Consider the following 22,739-nt stretch of genomic DNA (forward strand, 5'->3'; position numbering starts at 1 on the left):
GCACGACCCGAGCCAGGAGGCACCTGATGCACGCCATGCAGTACGAGGTCACCCTGCCCGCCGACTACGACATGGACATCGTCCGCGCACGGGCGACGGGCAAGGGGCCACTGCTCGACGACTTCCCCGGCCTCGGGCTGAAGGCCTACCTGGCGCGCGAGCGCGGGGTCGACGGATCGCCGGTCAACCAGTACGCGCCGTTCTATCTGTGGAACACCCCCGAAGGCATGAACTCCTTCCTCTGGGGGCCCGGATTCCAGGGCCTGGCCGACGACTTCGGGCGGCCCCGGGTGCGGCACTGGGCGTGCCTGGCGTACGAGGAGGGAGTCGCCGCCGGTTCCCCTGCCGCGGTCGCGGTGCGTGGGCGGCGGAGCGTGCCCGAGGGCGCGCGCCTGTCCGAGGTGACGGCGGAGGCCGTACGGGAGACGGAGCGGCTGGCCGCGCTGGACGGTGCCCTCTGCGCGGTCGCCGTCGTGGATCCGGGAGCGTGGGAGCTCGTGCACTTCTCGCTCTGGGAACACGACACGCCGAAGGCGCCGGGTGAGATGTTCCGCGTGCTGTACCTGAACACGCCGGAGCGCGACCGGCTGCCGGGCGGCCGGCAGTGGTGACCGTGGTGCGGACCGTCCTCGGGGACGTGCTCCCCGAGGAGTTGGGGGTGTGCGACGCGCACGACCACCTGTTCCTCAGCAGCCCTCTGCTCGCCGGCCAGGAACTCAACGACGCCTCCGCCGCGCGTGCCGAACTCGCCGCGTTCCGTGCGGCGGGCGGCGGCAGTGTCGTGCAGTGGACGCCGTACGGCATGGGCCGTCGCGCCGCCGATCTGCCACTGCTCTCGCGTGCGACCGGAGTCCAGGTGGTCGCGGCGACCGGGCTGCACCAGGCGGCGCACTACACGCCCGAGTCGCTGGCCGAGCCGCGGCGCGGCGGGCTCGCCGAGCTCTTCGTCTCCGAGCTGACCACGGGCATCGGCACCTCGGGGGTCCGGGCCGGACTGGTCAAGGTCGCGGGCGGCTTCCACGCCCTGGACGCGCACACCCGCTGGACGATGACCGCCGCGGCCGAGGCCCACCACGCGACGGGCGCGCCGATCGCCGTCCACCTGGAGCTGGGCACCGGGGCACTCGACGTACTGGACCTGTTGTGCGGCGAGTTGGAGGTGCCCCCGCACCGGGTGATCCTCGGCCATCTCAACCGCTCGCCCGACCTGGTGACGCAGCGTCAGGCGGCCGGGTCGGGGGCCTACCTCGCCTTCGACGGCCCCTCCCGGACCAACCACGCCACCGACTGGCGCATGCCCGACGCCGTGTCCGCCCTCGCCGACGCGGGTTTCGGCGAGCGGCTGCTCCTCGGCGGGGACACGACGACCGCCGGGGCCCGCTCGGTCGACGGCGGTCCGGGGATGCCCTATCTGCTGCGCAGAGTGCGTCCGAGGCTCGAACTGGCCCTCGGCGAAAGGCTGGTGGAGCTGATGCTCACCGTGAATCCCGGCCGGGCCTTCGGTGTCGATTGGCGGTAGGCGACAACGTGCCGGCGTCGGAGTCGACCGGCGACCCGCGATAGGCGATAGGCGATAGGCGATAGGCGATAGGCGATGATGTCCCGGCGTCGATGGCGTCCCGGTGTCGGTGTCGGTGTCGGTGTCGACTGGCGGTGAGCGACGACGTCACCGACCCCGCCGGACTCAGGAGACCAGCGCCGTCAGCGGATCGTCGAGCACCGGCTGCCACGCCAACTCAGCCGCTCCGACCAGGCTGTTGTGGTCCAGGGTGCAGGCGAGGATCGGGACTCCGCCGCTCTGGCCCCACAGGCTGCGGTCGGCCACGACGGCGCGCAGGCGGTGCGGGTCGGCGTCCAGCAGGCTGCGGTGCAGTCCGCCGAGGATGATGCGGTCCGGGTTGAGGATGTTGACCAGGCCGGCGAGTCCGAGGCCGAGCCGGTCGATCAGCGCCTCGGTGGCCAGCCGGACGGCCGGGTCGTCGTACCGGTGCTGGATCAGGTCGTTGGCCTGCTGGAGGAGTGAGACCTCGGGGCCGGGTTCCAGGCCGGCCGCGGTGAGGAAGGCCAACGGGTCGGCCTCGACGTCGAGACAGCCGCGGCTTCCGCAGTGACAGGGGCGGCCCTCGGGGTTGACGGTGAGGTGGCCGACTTCGAGGGCGAGCCCCGAACTGCCCGTGTGCAGGCGGCCGTCGAGCACGAGCGCCCCGCCGACGCCCCGGTGTCCGGTGGCCACGCACAGCAGGTCGCGGGCGCCGCGCCCCGCGCCGTGGCGGTGTTCGGCGAGGGCGGCGAGGTTCACGTCGTTGGCCGCGAACGCGGGCCCCTGGATGCCGGCCGCGCGCACCTTCTCGGCGAAGATCCGGCGCACCGGGGACCCCGCGGGCCAGGCCAGGTGCAGCGGGTTGAGGGCGAGCCCCTCGGGTTCGGCGACGGCGGACGGCACGGCGAGTCCGGCGCCCACGCAGCGCAGCCCGGTCTCGCGGAGCAGGTCGGCGCCGGCCTCGACGACGGAGCCGAGCACCTTCGCCGGGTCCGCCTCGACCGTCTCGCAGCCGGGCGCGGTCGCGACGAGACGCCCGCCGAGACCGATCAGCGCGGCGCGGAACCCGTCGGCGTGCACCTGCGCGGCGAGCACGACGGGGCCGTCCTCGGCGACCTCAAGGCGGTGCGAGGGCCGGCCCTGCGAGCCCGCCGCCGCTCCGGGCCGCGCGTCGACCCTGATCAGCCCGAGCGCCTCCAGCTCGGCGGCGACCGCGCCCGCGGTGGCCCGGGTGACCCCCAGTTCGGCGGTGAGCACGGCTCGCGTCGGCGCACGCCCGGTGTGCACGAGCTCCAGCGCGGGGCCGAGTGCCCCGCGCCCCCGGTCCAGCCGCGTCCGTGTGTTCCCTTCCCCCGCCACCCGGGGGCCCGCCTTGCCGTTCATGAGGGCGAGTGTCCCATGATCCGCTCGTGCGGTGGCCCCTCATGCCGCCCGGAAGCCGCTCACCCGCAGGGTGACGTTCAGCCGCCCGGTCAGTCCCAACTCGGGCGGCGCCGTACCCGCGAGCACCCTGGGCACCCCGTGATGGGCGAGCCGGGAGGCTCCCCCGAACACGAACAGGTCACCGCTGCGCAGCTCGACATCGGTGTACGGCCGGGTCCGCGTCTCGGGGTTCCCGAACCGGAAGACGCAGGTGTCGCCCAGGCTCAGCGACACCACCGGCGCCTCCGACCGCTCGTCGCTGTCGCGGTGCATGCCCATACGGGCGTCGGCGTCGTAGAAGTTGATCAGTGCGATGTCGTACGCGGCTGTCGCGGCCCCGCCTCCGAGGGCCTCCGTGACCGCGTCCCGTCCCAGCTCGTCCAGCCACCCGGGGAACGGTTTCACGGGTCCTCCGTCGCCGTCGACGACGGTGCGGGCGTAGCCGTAGGGGTACCAGTGCCAGCCCAGGCAGACTTGCCGGGCGGTCATCGTGCCGCCGCCCGGGGTGCGTACGGTGCGCAGACCTGATGGCGGGCGGGCCCACTCGCGGCACGACTCCAGGAGCTTCAGCTGGCGGCCGGGATCCAGCCAGTCGGGCACGTGGACGGCGTCAGGAGCGATCTCCGTCCGGTCTCGGGGGAACAACATCGACATCTCCCTGTCCTCCCCACCTTGCTGAGCTGCGGCTCCGTTAGCCTTGACGCACGATGACCGACTCTATGACCACACCCTGGGGCGAGTACGCACTCGCCCGGTTCCCCGAGGACGCCCGAGACCAGCTACGCGCCTGGGACGCCGCCGACACGTATCTGCTGCGGCATCTCGCGGAGAGCGGCACCCCGCTGTCGGGGTCGGTCGTGGTGGTCGGTGACCGGTGGGGCGCGCTCGCCACGGCGCTGTCGGCGCACCGGCCGACGCAGATCACCGACTCGTTCCTGGCCCGGGAGGCGACCCGGGCCAACCTGGCTCGGGCCGGTGTCGAGGAGTCCGCGGAGCGGCTTCTCACCACCCGGGACACGCCTCCCGACCGCATCGACGTGCTGATCGTCAGGGTGCCGAAGAGCCTCGGGCTCCTGGAGGACCAGCTGCACCGCCTCGCGCCCGGCGTGCACGAGGGCACGGTCGTCATCGGCACCGGGATGGTCAAGGAGATCCACACCTCGACGCTGCACCTCTTCGAGCGGATCCTCGGACCGACCCGTACGTCGCTGGCCGAGAAGAAGGCCCGGCTGATCTTCTGCACGCCGTTCCCGGGGATCGCCAGGAACTCCAACCCGTGGCCGTACAGCTACGAACTGCCCGACGGCGTCGGTACGGTCTCCGGCCACACCGTCGTCAACCACGCGGGGGTCTTCTGCGCCGACCGTCTCGACGTCGGCACCCGCTTCCTCCTCCAGCACCTGCCGCGCAGCCGCGGTCCCGAGCGGGTCGCGGACCTGGGCTGTGGCAACGGCGTGGTCGGTACGGCGGTCGCGCTGGCCAACCCCGAGGCCGAGGTGCTGTTCGCGGACGAGTCGTACCAGGCGGTGGCCTCCGCGCGGGCGACGTACGCGGCGAACGTCGAGGACGGGAAGGCGGAGTTCCTGACCGGTGACGGGCTGGCGGGTGTCGCCGACGGGAGCGTCGACCTCGTGCTCAACAATCCGCCGTTCCACTCGCACCAGGCGACGACGGACGCCTCGGCCTGGCGGATGTTCACCGAAGCGCGCCGGGCACTGCGGCCGGGCGGCGAGCTGTGGGTGATCGGCAACCGCCACCTCGGCTATCACCTGAAGCTGCGCCGCCTGTTCGGCAACAGTGAACTCATGGCGAGCGACGCGAAGTTCGTGGTTCTCCGGGCCGTCAGGAAGTAGCTCCGCGCAGGCCGCGGGGGGATGCCCCGAGCTCCCTGCGGCAGGCCTTGTTGAAGGCCTGGAGGTCCGGGATGCCGACGGACGCGGCCACCGCCGGGATGGAGAGCGTCGAGGCGCGCAGCAGGTGGTGGGCGCGCTCCAGTCTGCGCCGGCGGATGTAGGCGACCACGGTGGTGCCCGTCTCGGTGCGGAAGAGCCGGGTGAGGTGGTTGTGCGAGACCCCGGCGGCGCGGGCGATCTCGGGGATGGTCAGCGGAGCGGCAAGTCGCGCCTCGATGTGGGCGATCGCCGCGCTCACCGCGGGATGCGGGCCTGAGCTCGTGGTGGTGGCCGGGGTCAGCTGGGCGACGCGCCACAGCGCGGTCCAGATCTCGGCCCTGGTGTGCTCGGGGTTCTCCGGGGCCGCGGTCATCGCGTGCAGCAGAAGCCCGGCGAGCAGCGGGAGTTCGGGGCCGGCGTCCTGCATGACGGGGACGGTGCGCGACGGGCCCGCCTGGGCGATGCACAGGTGGGCGTAGAGGTGCTCGGAGCGGCCCTGGTAGCGGTAGCGGACCGTGGTGCCGGGCGGGACGAGGCTCACGCGGCCGGGCCGGATCGCGTGGGCCGTGCCGTCGACGGTCAGCTCGGCCTCGTACTGGTAGAGGTGCAGTTGCCACAGCTCGGGCAGCCGGAAGACGTCCGTGGGGCTCGCGACGCCGTGCACTCCGACGCCCACGTTGACGACGTCGGGCGGTTCGCCGAGGTGGACCACTGTCTCCCGCATGGTGAGAAATTACCAGCAGTGGTGAGCGGGGCCAACGCGCCCGCGAGGTCGCCCTCCCTACCGTGGAGCGCATGACCGACACCAAGCTCCTGAGTTCGGTACGGATGGCGCGGTTCGTGGCCCACGGCTCACTGCGGCTGGACGCGGTGGTGCCGGCGGAGATGAACGCCGAGGGGATCGAGGTGCTGCGCGGGGGTGTGCCCGACGTGCCCTACGGCAGCAGGGTTCCGGACGCGTATCCGGTGAGTTCCTTCGTCCGCAGACTGGTGGAACTCCCCGCTGTGGCCGGTGCGTTGCACAGCCTCGTGGGGCCCGGACCGACCGTCGACCACCATGCCGTGCACATCCGTGAGCCGCACGAGGGCCGGGCGCAGCCGCTGCACGGTGACGCGATCATCGATGTGCGGCCCGACGCCTTCGACGTGCAGTTGATGTACTACCCGCAGGAGGTGACGCTCGACATGGGCGGCACCCTCAGCGTGCCGGGCAGCCATCTGCGGCGCACGAACGAGTCGGACACCGGCCGCTACCAGAACCTGCGCGGGCAGAGCCGTCTCGTCTGCCCGGCGGGCACCGTGGTGTTTCTGCACCATGGGCTGTGGCACGGCGGACGGCGCAACGACAGTGACGTGGCGCGCCTCATGTTCAAGATCCGCTTCAATCCGACGGTGCGGCAGCGGCGGCTGTGGGACACCTCGGACCTCGGGGATCCGCGGGTCTCCGAGGAACTCGCCACGACGTTCCCGTGGTACGAGCCCGCCACGGGACGTCTGGAGATCTACAACAGGGTCCTGTGGTGGCGTTCGCTCACCGGGGACGACTCCTTCGACCTGGACCACTGGGTGACCAGGGTCACCAATCGCCCGCGGGGAGACGTCGCATGACCGTCCGTCAGCAGGTACTCGTGCTCTATCTGGCCACCTCGGCCCTGGACGCGGAGGTGGTGGGCTGGTCCGTCTACGACGGGACCGGCCGCACCTCACCCACGACCGGGGACGGTGACGAACCGCCGTACACCTCCGGGGTGCACGCCCTGGAGGACGGCTGGCGGCTGTTCCAGGCGGCGCAGTTGATCCCGCCGTATCCGGGCCGTGAGTACGACGTGTCCTTCCTCAAGCACGAGTTCCTCTTCGAGAAGCTGGTCGAGGCGGAGGCTTCCTGAGGTCATCAGCGCAGGATGCCGATGAGCCGCGCCACCGCCCGTGTCATCGCCTCCCGGCCCACGCCGAGGTACTTGCGTGAGTCCACCGCTTCGGGGTGGGCGGCGAGGAACTCCCTTATGGCGGTGGTCATCGCGAGGTTCAGCGCCGTTCCGATGTTGACCTTGGCGATGCCGCCCTCGACGGCCGCGGACAGTTCGTCGTCCAGGACTCCGGAGGAGCCGTGCAGGACGAGCGGCACGTCCAGTGCCGCGGTCAGTCTCTTGAGCAGGGCGTGGTCGAGGGCGGCGGTGCGGCTGGTCATGGCGTGCGCGCTGCCGATGGCGACGGCGAGGCCGTCCACGCCGGAGTCGGCGACGAAGGTACGGGCTTCGGCGGGGTCGGTACGGGCGCCGGGCGCGTGGGCGTCGAGGGCGGGCTCGTCGCTCTTGCCGCCGATCTGACCCAACTCGGCCTCGATCCAGAGCCCTTGGGCGTGCGCCCAGTCGGCGGCGGCCCGGGTGGCGGCGAGGTTCTCCTCGTACGGCAGGTGGGCGGCGTCGTACATCACCGAGCTGAACCCGGCGTCGGCCGCCTGTCGCAGCAGTTCGTCGCTCTGGACGTGGTCGAGGTGCAACGCGACGGGAACGGCGGCGCGTTCGGCCGCGGCGGACGCGGCGCGGGCCAGCGGGAGCAGCCGCCCGTACCGGAACCTGACCGCGTTCTCGCTGACTTGCAGGATCACCGGCGCGTCCACGGACTCGGCGCCCGCGACGACCGCCTCGACGTGCTCCAGGGTGATGACGTTGAACGCGGCGACCGCGGTCCGTGCTTCGGCGGCCGCCAGGACCAGTTCACCGGTTGGGGCGAGTGGCACGACTCCCCCTTCCCGGTGCGTGGTCGGGCCGGCTCATCGGGGCGCGCCGGGAAGGATCACCGAGCGGGTGAGGTGCCGCGGCCGGTCCGGGTCGAGCCCGCGAGCCGCGGCGACCGCGACCGCGAGCCGCTGGGCGCGGACGAGTTCGGCGAGCGGGTCGAGGCCCCCGGACACCCACAGGGCGCCGGTGGCCCGCACCTGGTCGGCAAGTCCCTCGGGTGCCTCGCCGAGCATCCAGGTGGCGGTGCCGTGCGTGGTGACGCTGATGGGGCCGTGCCGGTACTCCATCGCCGGGTAGGCCTCGGTCCAGGCGAGCGCGGCCTCGCGCATCTTGAGTCCGGCCTCGTTGGCGAGCCCGACGGTCCAGCCGTGGCCGAGGAAGGTGAACTGCGAGCAGCCGACGAGTCCTTCGGGCAGCGGGTCCGCGAGCGCGGTCCGCGCGTCGGCGACGACGGCGTCCGTGTGCAGACCGAGGTGGGCGCGGAGCAGGGTGAGCGCGGTGGTCGCGAACCGGGTCTGCACTACGGACCGTTCGTCCGCGAAGTCGAGCACCACGATCTCGTCCGCGGACTCCGTCACGGGCGTGTGCGGGTCGGCGGTGATCGCCGTCGTCCGCGTACGCCCCCGCAGGCTCGCGAGGAGTCCGAGCACCTCGGAGGTGGTGCCGGACCGGGTGAGGGCGATCACCCGGTCGTAGGAGCGGGCGGCCGGGAACTCCGAGGCGGCGAAGGCGTCCGTCTCGCCCTGCCCGGAGAGTTCCCGCAGTGCGGCGACGGCCTGCGCCATGAAGTACGAGGTCCCGCACCCCACGATCGCGACCCGCTCCCCCGCCGCCGGAAGGACGCCGTCGTGCGCCGCGGCCTGTTCGGCGGCTCGGATCCAGCACTCGGGCTGACTCCTGAGCTCGTCCTCGACGTATGTCATGCCTTACCCCTCCCACGGATGCTCTTTCTTGCAAGATATAGCGGCCTTTCGAGCACAATCAAGCATTCCGTCGGAGGAAGTGTGCGCTAGGGTCGCGGAAGATCGAGGAACGGAGAGTGCGGATGTCGCGCGACGCCCGCTGGAAGGCGCTGCTGGAACTGCTCGTCGAGCGGGGCCGGCTGGACGTCGAGGAGGCCGCCGTCGAGCTGGCGGTCTCGGCCGCGACCATCCGGCGCGACCTCGACCAGCTCGCCGAGCAGCAGATGCTCGTCCGCACCCGCGGCGGCGCCGTGGTGCACGGGGTCTCCTACGAACTGCCGTTGCGCTACAAGAGCGCACGCCGCGCCTCCGAGAAGCAGCGGATCGCGAAGGCGGTGGCCGCCCTCGTCACGGCGGGCGAGGCGGTGGGGCTGACCGGCGGCACGACCACCACCGAGGTGGCGCGCGCCCTGGCGGTGCGCCCCGATCTGGCGGACGGCTCGCCCGCGCTGACCGTCGTCACCAACGCCCTCAACATCGCCAACGAGCTTGCCGTGCGCCCTCAGTTCAAGATCGTGGTGACCGGCGGGGTCGCACGTCCGCAGTCGTACGAGCTGGTCGGTCCCCTCGCCGACGGCGTGCTCGGCCAGATCACCGTCGACGTGGCCGTGCTCGGCGTGGTCGCCTTCGACGTCGCGCACGGCGCGGCGGCCAACGACGAGGCGGAGGCCGCGATCAACCGGCTGCTCTGCGACCGGGCCGAGCGCGTGATCGTCGCCGCCGACTCCAGCAAGCTGGGCCGACGCGCCTTCGCCAGGATCTGCGCCGCCGAGTCGGTGAACACCCTGGTGACGGACACGGCGGTGACCGAGGAGACCGTGCGGGCGTTCGAGGAGGCGGGGATCGGCGTCGTCGCCGTCTGAGCCGACGTACGGCGCTGTCGGCGGCCCGGCTCGCGGCGGCAGGGCCGGCTCGCGGCAGGTGGCGCGGGTCGGGAGACTGCTTTTGGAGGTGTCGGGCCGTACCGCCCGGACACCCGAGGGTCCCAACCGACCGAAGGAGACCGGACGATGAGTGCCTTCCCCACCGCGCGATCGGTACGGACCACCCCGGAGGGCCTCCTGTGGGAGCCCAGCGAACGATGGGTGCGCGGCCGCAAGGGCGACGTCACCGTCGTCGACAGCCGGCATCCCGTCCTGGTGTGGGAGCCCGACCTGCCCGTCCCCATGTACGCCTTCCCCCGCGAGGAGGTGCGCGAGGACCTGCTCCGGCCCGCGAAGAACCCCCGGACGGGCACGCACACGGGCTCACGGATCTTCTACGACCTCGAAGTCGCCGGAGAGGTGATGGCGAACGCGGCCTGGACGTTCCCCGCCGACGACCTCGCCGGGCACATCGCCTTCGAGTGGTTCCGGCGCGTCGGCCGAGGGCTCGACCACTGGTACGAGGAGGAGGAAGAGATCTTCATCCACCCCCGTGACCCGCACAAACGGGTGGACGCCCTGCCGAGCAGCCGCCATGTGCGGGTCGAGATCGACGGCACGGTCGTCGCCGACAGCCGGCGTCCCGTGCTGCTCTTCGAGACCGGACTGCCGGTGCGGTACTACCTGCCGCGCGAGGACGTCCGCCTCGAACTCCTCGTCCCCACCGACCTCAGCACCGGCTGCCCTTACAAGGGGACCGCCGAGTACTGGTCGTGGCGGGGCGACGCCGACGTACCGGCGAACCTCGTGTGGAGCTACCCGGATCCGCTCCCCGCCGTGGCCGCTGTCACAGGACTCATCGCTTTCTACAACGAGGCGGTGGACATTACGGTGGATGGCAGGCGCCTGGAGCGCCCCGTCACTCCGTTCAGCAGGACGCTGTCGACGAGCTGACCGCCGGCCCCGACCGGGCCGGATCCATCACGCCGAGCCGCGCCCGGACGGAGATGTCGCGTGCCATACCTGGTGCCGCCGTCGTCAACACTGCCGCTGTTCACCGCACGCGGGCACGGACCGGACATGCGCTGCTGCCTCTCCGCACCCCTCGCCGCCCTGTCCGCCCTCGCCGCCCTGCCCACTCCCTCCGAAGTCCTGCGCTCCGGCGCCCTCCTCGCCCCCGCCCTGCTGAGGGCCACCCTGCACGGCCAGGCGCTCCAGAGCCGCCGCCATCCCCCCGACCTCCTGGCCGCCGTACACCTGGAACTGGGCACCCTGGCCGAGGACCACGCCGTGATCACCTGGCACACCGGGATACCGGGCACCGACGACGGGACGGGTCACATGCTCCCCGCGGTCACCGAGGGCGAGGTCGCGTTCGGCACCCACCCGACCCGGTTGCACCGCGTCGCCTCGGAGGTCCGGCCCACCGCGCACCACCAGGTGGAGCTCACGGGCCTGGAGCCGGGGCAGACGTACTACTACCAGGCACGCTCGCGGGGCGTGGCCGCCACTCCCACTTCGCTGCACCTCATCCGCGGCAACGCCGTCGGCACCAACCGCTACGGGCTCGGGACGCGCGGAGGCCCGTACTCCTTCACCACCCCGCAGCCCCCGCCCGGACGGCACCTGCTGACGCTCGCCCTCTGCAACGACCTGCACGTCGGGGAGACCACCGCCGGTCTCGTCGGCGGAGTGCCGCTGATGCGCGGGGTGTCGCAGGAGGCGGGGCTCGCGCCGTACCCGGAGATCATGAGCCGGGCGGTGGTGGAGGAGGCCCGGCGGCGCGGCGCGGACGTGCTGCTGGCCGCCGGGGACATCTCGGCGGGGGGCGCGCCGCGGGACCTGGCCGAGGCGAAACGCATTCTGGACGGGTTCGGCGCGCACGGACGGGACTACTTCGTCGTACGGGGGAACCACGACCGCCCCCGGCCCGGCCACACGGACACGGACGCCTTCCGCACCGGATTCCTCGGCGACGAGGCGCCCTCGTACTTCGACCACGACCTGGGCGGGCTGCGGATCATCGGGCTCGACACGTACGTGAAGGAAGGGCACGGCGCGGACGCGGGCGGCCTCGGTGCGGAGCAACTGTCCTGGTTCCGAGGCCGGTTGAGTGAACAGTCGGACCAGCCCACCGTGGTGTTCGGCCACCATCCGCTGACCGTACGGGATTCCGTCTTCCCCGTGACCAGGGGGCAACAGCTCGGCCGCCGCCACGCCCGTGCCGTCCTCGACGCCTACGCGGGCGCCCCCGGTGTCTTCCTCCACCACGCGGGCCACACCCACCGCAACAAGCGGACCGTCCTGCCGCAGGCCCCTCATGTGACGTTGCAGGAGGTCAGCGCGGTCAAGGACTATCCCGGTGGGTTCTGTCTGCTCCGGATCCACTCCGGCGGATTCGCCCTCAATCACTACAAGTCCAGCAGCGCGCCGGCCCGCGAATGGGGTGAGCGCAGCCGCCGGGTCGCGGCGGGGCTGTGGCCGCACCATGCCCTGGGGCGCTCGGTCGCCGACCGCAACAGTGTGACCGTGCACGACCTGTCCGGCATCAGCCGGCCACAATCCCGAACGGCCCTCCGGGAAGCGGCCGGTGAGACGGTGGCCGGCTGACCGTCGACGGGTGCGGGACGCCGCGTGAGCGGCGTCCCGGTTCTCCGCGGCGACGGTCTCAGCCGAACAGCTTGACCGCCTGGTAGTACGTCCACGCCGTGCCGTTGCAGGAAGTCAGGGTCGCGCCGCTGTAGTTGAGGCAGACGCGCTTGAGGTCTTCGTAGAAGGCGCTGTCGAGACGGGACTTGTTGGCGCTGAAGGTGCCCGCGGCCTTGTAGTTGCGGTAGCCGAAGTCGTGGCGGGCGCAGGACGTTGAGAAGGGGAAGCCGAACGGGTTGTCCGGCGAGGAGGAGCAGTAGTCGGTGGACCAGTCGAAGGCGTACGCGGCCCAGGCGCCCTGGTTCGTCCTGGCGGCGTTCCAGGTGTTGTAGCTCGACGCGCTGGTCTGGGTCCAGTTCGACAGGACCTGCGGCTTGTCGGCGGGAGCCGCGTCGGCCGCGGTGGCGGTACCGACTACGGTGATCAGGGCCAGGGTTGAGGCGGCCAGGCCGGCGGCGACTCTGCGGTGCATCCCACACCTCCATGAGGCTGCGGTCCGCCCATCGGACAGCAGGTTCATGTCAAGATGATCGCCATCGCCGGGGTGCCTTCACACCCCTACCGACCCACTATTTTCGGCTGTACCACTCGGCCGGAACGCGAACCGACCGCCGACTCGGGCAAGTTCACGCGCGCACGGCAAGCGGCGGGGCGCGGAGGTGATTCCTCCGCGCCCCGCCGCTCACGCGCGCCGGCCGCTACGAGACGTCCGCCGCGCTGCCGGAGGCGGGCAGCGCCGGCAGTTGGGGGGCCGCCGGAGCAGCCGGAACCGCTGAGGTCGCGCCGCCCAGGAGCCCCGTGACCAGGTCGAGCACCGGCGTAAGCAGGCCCGTCACCGAGCCCAGGACGCCGCCGAGGTCGAGCGAGGTCAGCGACTTGACCAGCTCGTCGATCGCCGACTGGAGCTTGTCCAGCAGGTCGGAGACCGGGTCGGCGGCAGCCGCGGCCCGGTCCCCAGAGGCGCCGGCCGGCTCCTTCAGCCGCTCCTGGAGGGAGCCGTTCGCCGTCTCCACCGCCCTGGCGAGACCGGCCGCCTCGCCCGCGCCGAGCGGCCCGGCCTCGCGCTCGGCGACGCTGGACAGCACGTCCAGCAGGGGGGTGAGTTCGTCGTGGTGGTTCGCCCTGTCGAGGACGTCGATACGTTCTGATACCGCCTGGGTGTCGGCGGAGGACCATGCCGCGACAGCAGCACCGGAAGACGGCCGGGATACGTCGACGGCGGCAGCGGCGGTGCCGAGCGGGCCGAAGACCAGAGCTCCGCAGACCAGTGGCGACAGGAGGAGTCCGCGGGAAACAAGGGAAGACATGCACAGTCCTTTCGAGAGCAGCTCTTGGGGCCACGGTGAGAACCCCCGCTCCTCCCCGCAACCGATCACGCGCCTCCCGTCCGTCCCCGCGCTTCACCGGTACGGCGCTGACCAGCACCTTCCGCCCGCAGGACACGTCTGCTCGTACTCCTGGGCCATTCGGCTGTCAGGGGAGGGTGCCGTCGGCGGCCGAGCGAGGAGCCACCCTCGTCGAGCAGGCGTACGGCGGGATGCGGCTTCGCCGCGAAGCCGGCGAAACTCGGCGCAGCCACGTGCCTGGGCGGCCGGGGCACGCAGGCCGAGTACCGGCAGTGTCCGGGACGCGGTGGCGGTCCCGATCCCGGTGTCACGTCGGCGGGCCCGCCCCGTCTCCGGAGCGGGCCCGTCAACCAATTACTGCTCTCCGCGATCAGCGATGCCTTACGGCTGCCGGTTCTGGGGGCTCACTCGGGCGGCCCCCTGACTGATCACGAACTGCGAGCCGGGTTCGACGAGGATGTCGCCGTCGCGCGAGTTGGTGATGGTGACGTTGCTGAGCGTGGCGTTGCCGCGGGCGCCGCTCATGGCGAGGATGCCCGAGCCGTTGTTGGACTTGTCGATGGTGACGTTGGTGATCTGGACGTTGGGCATCGAGCCGCCACCGGTCTTGAACTGGATGCCGTCGTAGGTGGAGTCACGGATTTCCGTGTCCCGGATGACGACACCCGGGATGTTCTGGCCCTGGGCGAACAGGGTGATGGCCCCGAACTCCTGGTCCTCGTTCCAGAAGGCCCCGCCGGTGCGGTACAGCCCGTTGTTGGCGATCAGCGTCTGCCCGGAGAAGGGCAGCGGGTCGTGGTCGGTCGCCAGCATGATGCCCGGGTAGTTCATAGTGTCGTAGATCAGGTTGTTCTCGATGGTGTTGCCGTAACCGCCGTACACGGCGATGCCGTTGGCCCGCCAGGGCAGCTGGATCGTGTTGTTGCGGAAGTGGTTGTCGTGGCCGACGTCGACCGCCTGGTCCTTGACGTACTTGCTCGCCCACACGGCGAGCGAGTCGTCGCCGTTGTTGCGGAACGAGGAGTTCTCCACCGTGGAGTTGCGGGTGCCGTTGGCGAAGTTGATGCCGTCGGCGTAGGTGTTGCGGACCCGCATTCCGGTGAAGGAGAGCCGGTCACCGGGCCCCCACAGCTCGGGGATGTTGCTGTAGTCGCGGCCCACCCAGACCCCGACGTTGGCGTGCTCGATCCAGACGTTGCTGATCTTCGTGTCCTGGCCGAACCGGCCGTTGAGACCGACGCCGCCCTCGGCGTTGCCGTCACCGCCCCGGATGGTGCCCGAGCCGAAGATGGCGATGTCCGAGATCTTGGTGTTGTCGTCGATGTCGAACCCGAAGTTGCCCTCGTGCGGGTGGTTGATGCCGCCCGCCTGGTGGGGCGGGGTGAGCGTGTAGAGCTGCGAGTGCCACATGCCCGCACCGCGGATGGTGACGTCGCTGATACCCACCTGGTTGTACTCACCGCGGTTGAGCGGGTCGTCGGTGAGGATCTTCTGCTCCTGCCGCCACTGGCCCGACGGGATCCACACGCAGTCGATCTGCCCGTTCTGGTCGGCGGTCACCGCACGCTGGATGGCGTCCGTGTCGTCGATACCGTCGTTCGGCACGGCGCCGTACTGCGTGATCGAGACACAGCCGGCCGGCTGGGCGGTGGGCGGAGCCACCTGCTCCAGGTCGACCAGGTCGATGATGTAGAAGGACGCGGTGTCACCCGCGTCGCGCTGCAACCGGAAGGTGGTTCCCGCCGGGTAGCTCTGCGCGAGCAGTGCGTTCGACTCGTCGAAGAGCCTGCGCGCGTCGGCCTGCGGAGTGTTGCTGAGCCCCTCGGGCTGGTCGGTGTTCCCGTACAGCCAGCTGTGCTTGGAGCTCAGGTTGAGTTTCCGTACGAAGGTGCCGTTCGCGTAGAGACTCAGGGTGGCCTCGGTGCCCCCGCCACCCGCGGCGTCCGGGATCGAGTTGCGTACGACGATCGAGTTGGCCGGGCTCGTGGAGGTGAACTGGACGTACTGGCCGGTGGAGTTCAGGCGCACCGAGGCACGGCCCGAGGACTCGGTCGCGAAGTTGGTGTGACCGAAGGTCCGCTGCTGATCAGCCGTCAGAAGCGTTCCCTGGTAGGTCCCTTCCTCGGCCTCGTACTCGATGTACGGCACGGCGGCACCCCGGCCGACCACGATCGAGCGGGAGAAGATGTTGTTGCTCTCGTTGGTCTCGGTGACGGTGTTCGTGGCGTCCGCCGTGGCGGTGAGCACGCTCGCACCGCTGGTTGCGGTCCAGGTCCCGCTGATGGTGACGTTGGCGGTGGCACCCGCGGCGATCGCGCCCGCCGTGCCGTTGAGTGTCGTGCTCCCGGCCTGGACGCGTGCCACGGAACCGGCGGCCGCTGCCGAGGTGCCGCGGTTGCGCACCGAGACGGTGAAGGACACGGCCGCGCCCGCCGCGGGGCTGGCGGGGTTGGTCGCGATGCCACTGACCTCCAGGTCGGGTCCGGGGCTCTGCGCGACGGTCAACTTGGTCGCGGCGGTACGGCTGTTGTTGGTGCTGTCGGTCTCGGGCACAGTGTCCGTCGGGTCGACCACGGCGGAGACCGTGTAGCTGCCGGTGGCCCGCTTGCCCACGGCCACGGAGACCGTTTCGGAGGCGCCGGCCGCGAGTGCGCCGACGGGGGCGCTGCCCGCGACGGTGCCGTCCAGGCTGACGTTCACCGTGGTGGCGGGTGAGGGGGCGGTACCGGAGTTGCGTACCGTCGCCCGGACCGTGACGGTGTCCGACTCGGTGGGTGCCGTCGGCGTCCAGGTCAGGTCGGTGAGGACGAGGTCGGGGTTCGGAGCCGATGCTCCGATGACCTCGAACTCCGCGACCTGCGCGCCGAATCCGCTCGAGTTGCGGGTGAACCGCAACCGCACCTCGGCGTACCGGCCGGTGACCGGAATCGTGACCGTGTTGGCGTTCGCGGCCGGGTTGAAGGTGTAGTCGGCCGCCGCCTTGACCGAGGTGAAGGCACTCGCGGACTGCTCACGCGCGAGGACCTCGATGTTCTGTGTCCTGGTCGCCCAGGCGGCATCGGGGTTGAGCTTCAGTTTGACGCCACTGAGGTCCGCGTTCGCGCCCAGTTGGGTCGTCAGCGTCGCGGGCTGGCCGTTGGACTCCCAATAGGTGCCCACCTGGCCGTCGTTGGCGTTCGTCGCGATGAACGACTGCACGGACGAGGACGCTTGGATCGGCTTGTTGAGGGAGAGGTTGGTCCCGTCGACAGGCGGCTCCTCCGGGCCGCCCCCTCCGTCGGTGCCGTAGACCTCGACCTCGGACAACTGGGCCGCTGCCCAGCCGGTGTTGGCGGTCACCTGCACGCGGACGTGGCGCACGCTGCGTGCGGTGAAGTCCACGGTGACCGTGTTGGCGCCGGCCGGGTCGAAGCGGCGGGTGGCCGAGCCGGACAGTGAGGTGAAGGCGGAGCCGTCGGTGCTGCCCTCGACGGACAGGGTCTCGGTCCTGGCCTCCCAGGTGGTGGGCAGTTTCAGGACGACCTGGTTGGCCTCGACGGTGCCGCCGAGGTCGACGCGTATCCACTGCGGGAACGACCCGGCCGGGCCTTCCCAGTAGCTCTGCTGACTGCCGTCGGTGACGTTCGTGGCGGGATAGCCGCTCTGGGACCCGCTGGTGGTGGCACCCTTGCCGAGCGCAAGGTTGGGTCCGCGGACAGCGGCTGGTTCAGCGGCCGTTCCGGCGGCCGCGGCGCCGGGTTGCAGACCGACGGTGACCAGGCTGGCGAAGAGCAGGCCAACGGTGGCCCGTAGGCCGAATCGCTTCCGTCTCATGGCGTCCTCGTTCCAAGGCAGGGGGACAACGGGGGGCGCGTGCTGCGAGAGGTGAAGAGGTGCCGGCTGGGGCCGGGAGGGCAACGGTGAAGCGCGAAGGTACGCGAGGTGACAGGGGTGGGCCACAGCCCGCCTGCCGGGGATTACCGTCATGCCGTCGGTAATTTGCGTGATTCGATCGGAACTTTGCTCTCGAAGGACAGATTTCTGGCTTCACTTCGGTTTGTCAATGGCATGAGCACGACGGCACGTCATGGGTTGCGCCGGGGCCGCCGGGAGAACCGGGGCGGGTGATCGTCACCGGGGGTGGCGGGGGCGTTCGCGGCTGGGGCACCGGTGGGGCGCGGTGCGGTGCGGTGCGGCAAGGTGCGGTGTGGCACGGCAGAGCGCGGGCCAACCAGGCCTGGGGTGATAGGCGTTGACAGCAGAACGCGGCCGCCCTAAGGCGACCGCGGTCTTCCTCCCTGGTCGGTACTCCACGGCGTCACCGAAAACCGGGCCGCCGTAGGGGCCTTGACCGCGGCCTCACCGGCAGGGAGGGTGCCGGGAATCGGTCACTGCAACGAGGTGCGCGAGTGCGGATGCGGATGCGAGTGCGAGTGCGAGTGCGGATGCGGGTGTGTGACTACGCGGGGCGCGTGCGCGTCGGCGAGGTGTGGGCCTGACGTCTCGTCAGTAGACGGACAGACCGTAGGTGCTCAGCACTTCCTGGATCGGCTGGTAGTAAGTGGTGCCGCCTGAGGTGCAGTTCCCCGAGCCACCGGAGAGGATGCCGATGACCTTGTCGCCCGAGTAGAGCGGGCCGCCACTGTCCCCCGGCTCGGCGCAGACGTTGGTCCGGATCAGCCCGTAGACGATGTCTCCGCTCGCGTAGTTGACCGTCGCGTTCAGTCCGGTGACCACACCGCACCGGACGCCGGTGGTCGATCCACGGCGGCAGACACTCTGGCCGACATAGGCGGTGGCGGTTCCCGTGATCTCCACGCCCCCTATCGTGCCGGGGCGCGGCACGGCCGGGTTGGCGTACCGGATGACACCGAAGTCGTTGCTCGGGTAACTGGTGCCGATGGTCGGGCCGATCGCCGTCGTCATGGCGGAGCTGGTGTACCAGGTGGACCGGCCCGCGGTGCAGTGACCGGCGGTGACGATGTAGTAGGTGGAGCCGCTCTGGACGTTGACACCCGCCGAGCAGCGCGAGCCGCCGGCGTAGATGGCGTCGCCGCCCGAAAGGAGGGTGCGCAGTCGACCGTCGACCCGCTCGACGGTCACGGCGCCGGCGAAGCGGCCCTGGACCCGGCGGAGTCCGGCCAGATCCGCTTCCCCGACCGTGGAGTCGGCGAGAACTCGCAGTCTCCCGGTGCTCTCGTCGACCGCCCAGCTGGTCCCGGCGATCCGCAGGGAATCGAGAGCCGAGGTCGCGCCGGACACGGAGGCGGCGGACGGCTGTGCGGCGGCCGACGGCAGGGCTGCGGTGGGTGCCGCGGTCGCGCTGGTGCCCGACAGTGCCAGGGCGGCCACGACGAGCGGGCTCAGCACCGAGGCGATCAGCCGGGAACGGGTCATGGTGGTACGGCGTGCTCTCATCACCGGATCTCCCCCGAAGGACGACGGTCGGTCAGGTTCGGCCCCGCCCGATCGGTCACCGGACGTGCCGTGTTTCCATGCCGTGCTGCGCTGCTGGTGCGTGAACGGTTGCGAAGATCGCGTCCGTGTCCGGACACCCCTCCGGGAGCACGTGACGGCACGCGTACGACGGCACGCCACGACCGCACGTGACCCGCGGGGCCCGGCGTCGGCCGACCGACGCCTCATTGTCCCCGGCGGCGCCCGGCCGGGGTAGGCCAACTCCGGCCGCGATAAGCCGACTCCGGCCGAATGAGCTCCTCCGGCCAAGGGCTCCACGCGACCTCACACATAGGGCTCCATGCGACCTCACCCATACGTCCGCCCCGCCGACGAGAACCCGCCGTCGACCTTCAGCCACCCCGGCGGCACCGCCCGCGCCGTACCACCACTGACGCTGCCGTCGGCGTCGCCGTCGCCCACCCCCTTGCCCTCACCTCCGCCCCGACCTAGCCTGACTTTGTGCCGCAAATAAACAAACCCTCGACGATCAGCACCACAGCCGACAGCGACGACAACACCCTCACCGGGCTCCGGGTCATCCTCACCGCCTTCTTCGCCCTCGACGGCTTCCTCTTCGCCGGGTGGGTCGTCCGCATTCCCGCCATCAAGGAGCAGACCAACAGCACCGCCGGCACCCTGGGCCTGGCACTTCTGGGAGTCTCGGTCGGCGCGGTCCTGACGATGATGATCACCGGACGACTCTGTCAGCGCTACGGCAGCCACCGGGTCACCGTCGCCTGCGCCGTCCTGCTCTCCCTCAGCGTCGCCCTGCCCCCGCTCGCCCACTCGGCACTCGCGCTCGGCGCCGCCCTGTTCGTCCTGGGTGTGGGATACGGCGGCATCAACGTCGCCATGAACAGCGCGGCCGTCGACCTCGTGGCCGCCCTGCGGCGACCGGTGATGCCGAGTTTCCACGCGGCGTTCAGCCTGGGCGGCATGGTCGGGGCGGGGCTCGGCGGTCTGGTCGCCGGGCAGTTGTCCCCCACCCGCCACCTGCTCGGCCTCACGGTGACCGGCCTGCTGGTGACCGCCGTCGCCGGTCGCCGCCTGCTGCGGTACGAGCCTCTCGCGCCGCCGGAACGTACGCGTACCGAGAAGAGTGCGAAACGGCGACTCGAAGGCCGTACCCGTGGGCTGGTCGTCGTCTTCGGCCTGATCGCGCTGTGCACGGCGTACGGCGAGGGCGCTCTCGCGGACTGGGGAGCGCTGCACCTGAAGGAGGACCTGGACGCGCACCCCGGGATCGCGGCGGCGGGCTACTCCTGCTTCGCCCTCGCGATGACCATCGGGCGGCTGAGCGGAACGACACTGCTCGAACGCCTGGGCAGGACCCGCACGTTGGTGGCCGGCGGTACGACGGCGGCGCTCGGCATGCTGCTCGCCGCACTCGCCCCGTCGGTGTGGGCGGCGCTGCTCGGCTTCGCCGTCACCGGGCTCGGGCTCGGGCTCGCCAACATCTTCCCGGTGGCCATCGAACGCGCCGGGGCGCTCGCCGGACCGAGCGGAGTCGCGACCGCGTCCACCCTCGGCTACGGAGGCATGCTCCTCGGGCCGCCCGCGATCGGCTTCATGGCCGACTGGTACTCGTTGCCGACGGCGCTCACCAGCGTGGCGGCCCTCGCGGCGGTGGCCGCCCTGATCGGGTTCACAACGCGCCGCGCCGCCATCGACTGAGGCTCGGCGGCCGTCGTACGGGCGGCGCGGTCCTGCCCACCGGCACTCAGCCGCCCGAGTTCCATCCTGAACCGCCGTGACCTGACCTGGCCCGCCTTGCCCTGCCCCGCCCTGGCTCCAGTCGTGGCCCGACCCTAGCCCCGGCCCTGCCCCTGACCCGGGTCCTGTTCCTGACCCTGACCCTCGCCCCGGCCCCGCGCCTGATCCGCCAGCATCCGCGTCAGCACCGCGCGCTGCACCGGCAGCACCTCGCCGTGCAGGTCGCGGCCCTTCGGTGTGAGGCAGACACGCACACCGCGCCGGTCCTCCGCGCACATCCCGCGGGTCACGAGACCGTCCCGCTCCAGACGGGCGACCAGCCGGGACAGCGCGCTCTGGCTCAGGTGGACGTGGTCGGCGATCTCCTGCACGCGGTACGAGGCGCCGCCGTCCGTCGCCGCACCCTCGGCCAGCACGTCGAGCACCTCGAAGTCGCTGGCCCCGAGACCGTGCCGGTGCAGTTCGCGGTCCAGCTCGCAGAGGGTGCGCGCATGCACCGCGAGGATGTCGCGCCACTGGTCCACGAGCCCTTGCTCGGCCTTCTTCGCCGCCATGGTCGCACCGTAGCAAACATCGCCATTTGTTGCGTCGGAATTAAATGCGTTTGCATTCAATGCATGTGCATGTACTGTCTCCGGCATGACCTCTCCGCTCACCACCTCCGCGACCGAGGGACGCTGGACCCCTCGCCTGTGGGGCACCCTGCTCGTGCTCTGCGCCGCGATGTTCCTGGACGCGCTGGACGTGTCGATGGTCGGCGTCGCGCTGCCGTCCATCGGTTCCGAACTCGACCTCTCCACCTCGACGCTGCAATGGATCGTCAGCGGCTACATCCTGGGATACGGCGGCCTGCTCCTCCTCGGCGGACGCACCGCCGACCTCCTGGGCCGCCGCCAGGTGTTCCTCGTGGCCCTGGCAGTCTTCGCGCTCGCCTCGCTGCTCGGCGGGCTCGTCGACTCCGGCCCGCTGCTCATCGCCAGCCGCTTCATCAAGGGCCTGAGCGCGGCGTTCACCGCACCCGCGGGCCTGTCGATCATCACCACGACCTTCGCCGAGGGCCCGCTGCGCAACCGCGCCCTCTCGATCTACACCACCTGCGCCGCCACCGGCTTCTCGATGGGCCTGGTCCTGTCCGGGCTGCTCACCGAGGCCAGCTGGCGCCTCACCATGCTGCTCCCCGCTCCCATCGCCCTGATCGCCCTGTTCGCCGGACTCAAGCTCCTCCCGCGCAGTGAGCGCGAGAAGGACCACAACGGCTACGACGTCCCCGGTGCCGTCATCGGCACCGCGTCGATGCTGCTGCTCGTCTTCACAGTCGTGGAAGCGCCGGAGACCGGCTGGGCATCGGCCCGTACGCTGCTGTCCTTCCTCGCCGTGGCCGTCCTGCTGACGGTCTTCGTACGGATCGAACAGCGCTCGGCCGGCCCGCTGATCCGGCTCGGCGTCCTGCGGTCCGGCACCCAACTCAGGGCCCAGCTCGGCGCGATGGCGCTCTTCGGGTCGTACGTCGGATTCCAGTTCCTGGTGACGCTCTACATGCAGACCCTGCTCGGCTGGTCGGCGCTGCACACCGCGCTCGCCTTCCTGCCCGCGGGCGCGATCGTCGCCCTGTCCGCGACGAAGATGGGGGCGATCGTCGACCGCTTCGGCACCCAGCGACTGATCGCCGCGGGCTTCGTGCTGATGATCGCCGGATACGCGCTGTTCCTGCGCGTCAGCCTCGACCCCGGATACGCGACGATGATCCTCCCGTCGATGGTCCTGATCGGAGGGGCCTTCGCGCTGATCTTCCCCTCGCTCAACATCCAGGCCACCAACGGTGTGGACGACCACGAGCAGGGCATGGTCTCGGGTCTGCTCAACACCTCCGTGCAGGTGGGCGGCGCGATCTTCCTGGCCGTCGTGACGGCGGTCGTGGCCGCGAACTCCTCCGGAGGTTCCACCCCTCAGGCCGTCCTGGACAGCTACCGGCCGGGCCTGGTGGTGGTGACCGCGATCGCCTTCGTGGGTCTGCTGATCGCCCTGCCGGGGCTGCGGACCAGGCGTGCGCCGCAGTCCATCGTGGTCGTCAAGTCCGTTCAGGGCGCGGCCGTTCCGGCACAGTCCACCCAGGAGGAGGCGGGCGCGGACCGCGTGGCGGTCCGCGACTGAGGGGACGCCTCAACGCGTCGG

Annotated in this window: 20 protein-coding genes; 10 read left to right on the plus strand and 10 right to left on the minus strand. The window is 71.2% G+C overall.

Annotation, left to right across the window (positions count from 1 at the left end; translation table 11 throughout):
* The first annotated feature begins 26 nt into the window (after positions 1-26).
* The gene (locus ACIP79_RS00870) at positions 27-611 is read left to right on the plus strand and encodes a DUF4865 family protein (protein ID WP_401217442.1); all 585 of its coding nucleotides are present in this window, start codon (positions 27-29) and stop codon (positions 609-611) included.
* A complete protein-coding gene (locus ACIP79_RS00875) occupies positions 608-1,519 on the plus strand; it encodes a phosphotriesterase (protein WP_401219156.1) in 912 nt (303 codons plus the stop codon). Before ACIP79_RS00870 ends, ACIP79_RS00875 begins: the two co-directional genes overlap by 4 nt.
* Positions 1,520-1,684: 165 nt before the next feature.
* Here ACIP79_RS00875 and ACIP79_RS00880 read toward each other — a convergent pair whose 3' ends face one another.
* Both ACIP79_RS00880 and ACIP79_RS00885 read right to left on the minus strand, forming a co-directional pair.
* The gene (locus ACIP79_RS00880) at positions 1,685-2,923 is read right to left on the minus strand and encodes an ROK family protein (RefSeq protein WP_383688963.1); all 1,239 of its coding nucleotides are present in this window, start codon (positions 2,921-2,923) and stop codon (positions 1,685-1,687) included.
* Between the two features lie 39 nt (positions 2,924-2,962).
* Positions 2,963-3,616 (minus strand): alpha-ketoglutarate-dependent dioxygenase AlkB family protein, encoded by a 654-nt coding sequence (locus ACIP79_RS00885; protein ID WP_401217445.1) that lies wholly within the window; start codon positions 3,614-3,616, stop codon positions 2,963-2,965.
* 65 nt (positions 3,617-3,681) lie between these two features.
* On the opposite strand from ACIP79_RS00885, the gene ACIP79_RS00890 reads away from it, so the two are divergent.
* Positions 3,682-4,815, plus strand: coding sequence for a methyltransferase (locus ACIP79_RS00890; RefSeq protein WP_383688961.1), 1,134 nt, complete (start codon positions 3,682-3,684; stop codon positions 4,813-4,815).
* Here the strand turns inward: ACIP79_RS00890 and ACIP79_RS00895 are convergent.
* A complete protein-coding gene (locus tag ACIP79_RS00895; protein ID WP_401217448.1) occupies positions 4,805-5,578 on the minus strand; it encodes a helix-turn-helix domain-containing protein in 774 nt (257 codons plus the stop codon). The genes ACIP79_RS00890 and ACIP79_RS00895 overlap by 11 nt on opposite strands.
* A 71-nt stretch (positions 5,579-5,649) precedes the next feature.
* Between ACIP79_RS00895 and ACIP79_RS00900 the strand changes: the two genes are divergently transcribed.
* Positions 5,650-6,462, plus strand: coding sequence for a phytanoyl-CoA dioxygenase family protein (locus tag ACIP79_RS00900; RefSeq protein ID WP_401217450.1), 813 nt, complete (start codon positions 5,650-5,652; stop codon positions 6,460-6,462).
* A complete protein-coding gene (locus ACIP79_RS00905; protein ID WP_387177334.1) occupies positions 6,459-6,740 on the plus strand; it encodes a hypothetical protein in 282 nt (93 codons plus the stop codon). The genes ACIP79_RS00900 and ACIP79_RS00905 overlap by 4 nt, the downstream gene beginning before the upstream one ends.
* Positions 6,741-6,745: 5 nt before the next feature.
* Here the strand turns inward: ACIP79_RS00905 and ACIP79_RS00910 are convergent, their stop codons facing one another.
* Together ACIP79_RS00910 and ACIP79_RS00915 are read right to left on the minus strand one after the other, a co-directional pair.
* The gene (locus ACIP79_RS00910) at positions 6,746-7,594 is read right to left on the minus strand and encodes a ketose-bisphosphate aldolase (RefSeq protein WP_401217452.1); all 849 of its coding nucleotides are present in this window, start codon (positions 7,592-7,594) and stop codon (positions 6,746-6,748) included.
* A 33-nt stretch (positions 7,595-7,627) separates the two neighbouring features.
* Positions 7,628-8,518 (minus strand): SIS domain-containing protein, encoded by an 891-nt coding sequence (locus tag ACIP79_RS00915; RefSeq protein ID WP_401217455.1) that lies wholly within the window; start codon positions 8,516-8,518, stop codon positions 7,628-7,630.
* A gap of 122 nt (positions 8,519-8,640) precedes the next feature.
* Here ACIP79_RS00915 and ACIP79_RS00920 point away from each other — a divergent pair, with 122 nt between their 5' ends.
* From ACIP79_RS00920 to ACIP79_RS00930, 3 genes are all read left to right on the plus strand, one after another.
* Complete coding sequence (locus tag ACIP79_RS00920; protein WP_401217458.1) at positions 8,641-9,420, plus strand: DeoR/GlpR family DNA-binding transcription regulator; 780 nt, start codon at positions 8,641-8,643, stop codon at positions 9,418-9,420.
* Positions 9,421-9,567: 147 nt separating this feature from the next.
* Positions 9,568-10,374, plus strand: a complete 807-nt coding sequence (locus tag ACIP79_RS00925) for a DUF427 domain-containing protein (RefSeq protein WP_401217461.1) — start codon at positions 9,568-9,570, stop codon at positions 10,372-10,374.
* Positions 10,375-10,500: 126 nt separating this feature from the next.
* Positions 10,501-12,030: a metallophosphoesterase gene (locus ACIP79_RS00930; protein WP_401219159.1), complete on the plus strand. Its 1,530-nt coding sequence runs from the start codon at positions 10,501-10,503 to the stop codon at positions 12,028-12,030.
* 58 nt (positions 12,031-12,088) lie between these two features.
* Here the strand turns inward: ACIP79_RS00930 and ACIP79_RS00935 are convergent, their stop codons facing one another.
* From ACIP79_RS00935 to ACIP79_RS00950, 4 genes are all read right to left on the minus strand, one after another.
* Complete coding sequence (locus ACIP79_RS00935; protein ID WP_401217464.1) at positions 12,089-12,541, minus strand: phospholipase; 453 nt, start codon at positions 12,539-12,541, stop codon at positions 12,089-12,091.
* A gap of 226 nt (positions 12,542-12,767) precedes the next feature.
* Positions 12,768-13,376, minus strand: coding sequence for a hypothetical protein (locus ACIP79_RS00940; RefSeq protein ID WP_401217467.1), 609 nt, complete (start codon positions 13,374-13,376; stop codon positions 12,768-12,770).
* A gap of 420 nt (positions 13,377-13,796) precedes the next feature.
* Entirely contained in the window at positions 13,797-17,228 is a 3,432-nt protein-coding gene (locus ACIP79_RS00945) for a CARDB domain-containing protein (protein ID WP_401217470.1), read from the minus strand.
* A 672-nt stretch (positions 17,229-17,900) separates the two neighbouring features.
* Positions 17,901-18,812, minus strand: coding sequence for a S1 family peptidase (locus ACIP79_RS00950; RefSeq protein WP_401217473.1), 912 nt, complete (start codon positions 18,810-18,812; stop codon positions 17,901-17,903).
* A gap of 501 nt (positions 18,813-19,313) precedes the next feature.
* On the opposite strand from ACIP79_RS00950, the gene ACIP79_RS00955 reads away from it, so the two are divergent.
* Entirely contained in the window at positions 19,314-20,528 is a 1,215-nt protein-coding gene (locus tag ACIP79_RS00955; RefSeq protein ID WP_401217475.1) for an MFS transporter, read from the plus strand.
* Positions 20,529-20,662: 134 nt separating this feature from the next.
* Here ACIP79_RS00955 and ACIP79_RS00960 read toward each other — a convergent pair whose 3' ends face one another.
* Positions 20,663-21,121 carry a MarR family winged helix-turn-helix transcriptional regulator gene (locus ACIP79_RS00960; protein WP_401217478.1) on the minus strand — a complete coding sequence of 153 codons (459 nt, stop codon included), beginning with the start codon at positions 21,119-21,121 and terminating at the stop codon, positions 20,663-20,665.
* An 85-nt stretch (positions 21,122-21,206) separates the two neighbouring features.
* On the opposite strand from ACIP79_RS00960, the gene ACIP79_RS00965 reads away from it, so the two are divergent.
* Positions 21,207-22,718 carry an MFS transporter gene (locus ACIP79_RS00965; protein WP_401217481.1) on the plus strand — a complete coding sequence of 504 codons (1,512 nt, stop codon included), beginning with the start codon at positions 21,207-21,209 and terminating at the stop codon, positions 22,716-22,718.
* Positions 22,719-22,739 lie beyond the last annotated feature (21 nt).

Source organism: Streptomyces sp. NPDC088747 (genome assembly GCF_044751025.1).
Lineage (GTDB): Bacteria > Actinomycetota > Actinomycetes > Streptomycetales > Streptomycetaceae > Streptomyces.

Excerpts from the sequence above, each read along its gene's own strand:
- ACIP79_RS00870 (WP_401217442.1), top strand. The coding sequence starts at position 27 with ATGCACGCCATGCAGTACGAGGTCACCCTGCCCGCCGACTACGACATG.
- ACIP79_RS00880 (WP_383688963.1), bottom strand. The coding sequence starts at position 2,923 with ATGAACGGCAAGGCGGGCCCCCGGGTGGCGGGGGAAGGGAACACACGG.
- ACIP79_RS00885 (WP_401217445.1), bottom strand. The coding sequence starts at position 3,616 with ATGTCGATGTTGTTCCCCCGAGACCGGACGGAGATCGCTCCTGACGCC.
- ACIP79_RS00890 (WP_383688961.1), top strand. The coding sequence starts at position 3,682 with ATGACCACACCCTGGGGCGAGTACGCACTCGCCCGGTTCCCCGAGGAC.
- ACIP79_RS00895 (WP_401217448.1), bottom strand. The coding sequence starts at position 5,578 with ATGCGGGAGACAGTGGTCCACCTCGGCGAACCGCCCGACGTCGTCAAC.
- ACIP79_RS00900 (WP_401217450.1), top strand. The coding sequence starts at position 5,650 with ATGACCGACACCAAGCTCCTGAGTTCGGTACGGATGGCGCGGTTCGTG.
- ACIP79_RS00905 (WP_387177334.1), top strand. The coding sequence starts at position 6,459 with ATGACCGTCCGTCAGCAGGTACTCGTGCTCTATCTGGCCACCTCGGCC.
- ACIP79_RS00915 (WP_401217455.1), bottom strand. The coding sequence starts at position 8,518 with ATGACATACGTCGAGGACGAGCTCAGGAGTCAGCCCGAGTGCTGGATC.
- ACIP79_RS00920 (WP_401217458.1), top strand. The coding sequence starts at position 8,641 with ATGTCGCGCGACGCCCGCTGGAAGGCGCTGCTGGAACTGCTCGTCGAG.
- ACIP79_RS00925 (WP_401217461.1), top strand. The coding sequence starts at position 9,568 with ATGAGTGCCTTCCCCACCGCGCGATCGGTACGGACCACCCCGGAGGGC.
- ACIP79_RS00930 (WP_401219159.1), top strand. The coding sequence starts at position 10,501 with ATGCGCTGCTGCCTCTCCGCACCCCTCGCCGCCCTGTCCGCCCTCGCC.
- ACIP79_RS00935 (WP_401217464.1), bottom strand. The coding sequence starts at position 12,541 with ATGCACCGCAGAGTCGCCGCCGGCCTGGCCGCCTCAACCCTGGCCCTG.
- ACIP79_RS00940 (WP_401217467.1), bottom strand. The coding sequence starts at position 13,376 with ATGTCTTCCCTTGTTTCCCGCGGACTCCTCCTGTCGCCACTGGTCTGC.
- ACIP79_RS00945 (WP_401217470.1), bottom strand. The coding sequence starts at position 17,228 with ATGAGACGGAAGCGATTCGGCCTACGGGCCACCGTTGGCCTGCTCTTC.
- ACIP79_RS00950 (WP_401217473.1), bottom strand. The coding sequence starts at position 18,812 with ATGAGAGCACGCCGTACCACCATGACCCGTTCCCGGCTGATCGCCTCG.
- ACIP79_RS00960 (WP_401217478.1), bottom strand. The coding sequence starts at position 21,121 with ATGGCGGCGAAGAAGGCCGAGCAAGGGCTCGTGGACCAGTGGCGCGAC.
- ACIP79_RS00965 (WP_401217481.1), top strand. The coding sequence starts at position 21,207 with ATGACCTCTCCGCTCACCACCTCCGCGACCGAGGGACGCTGGACCCCT.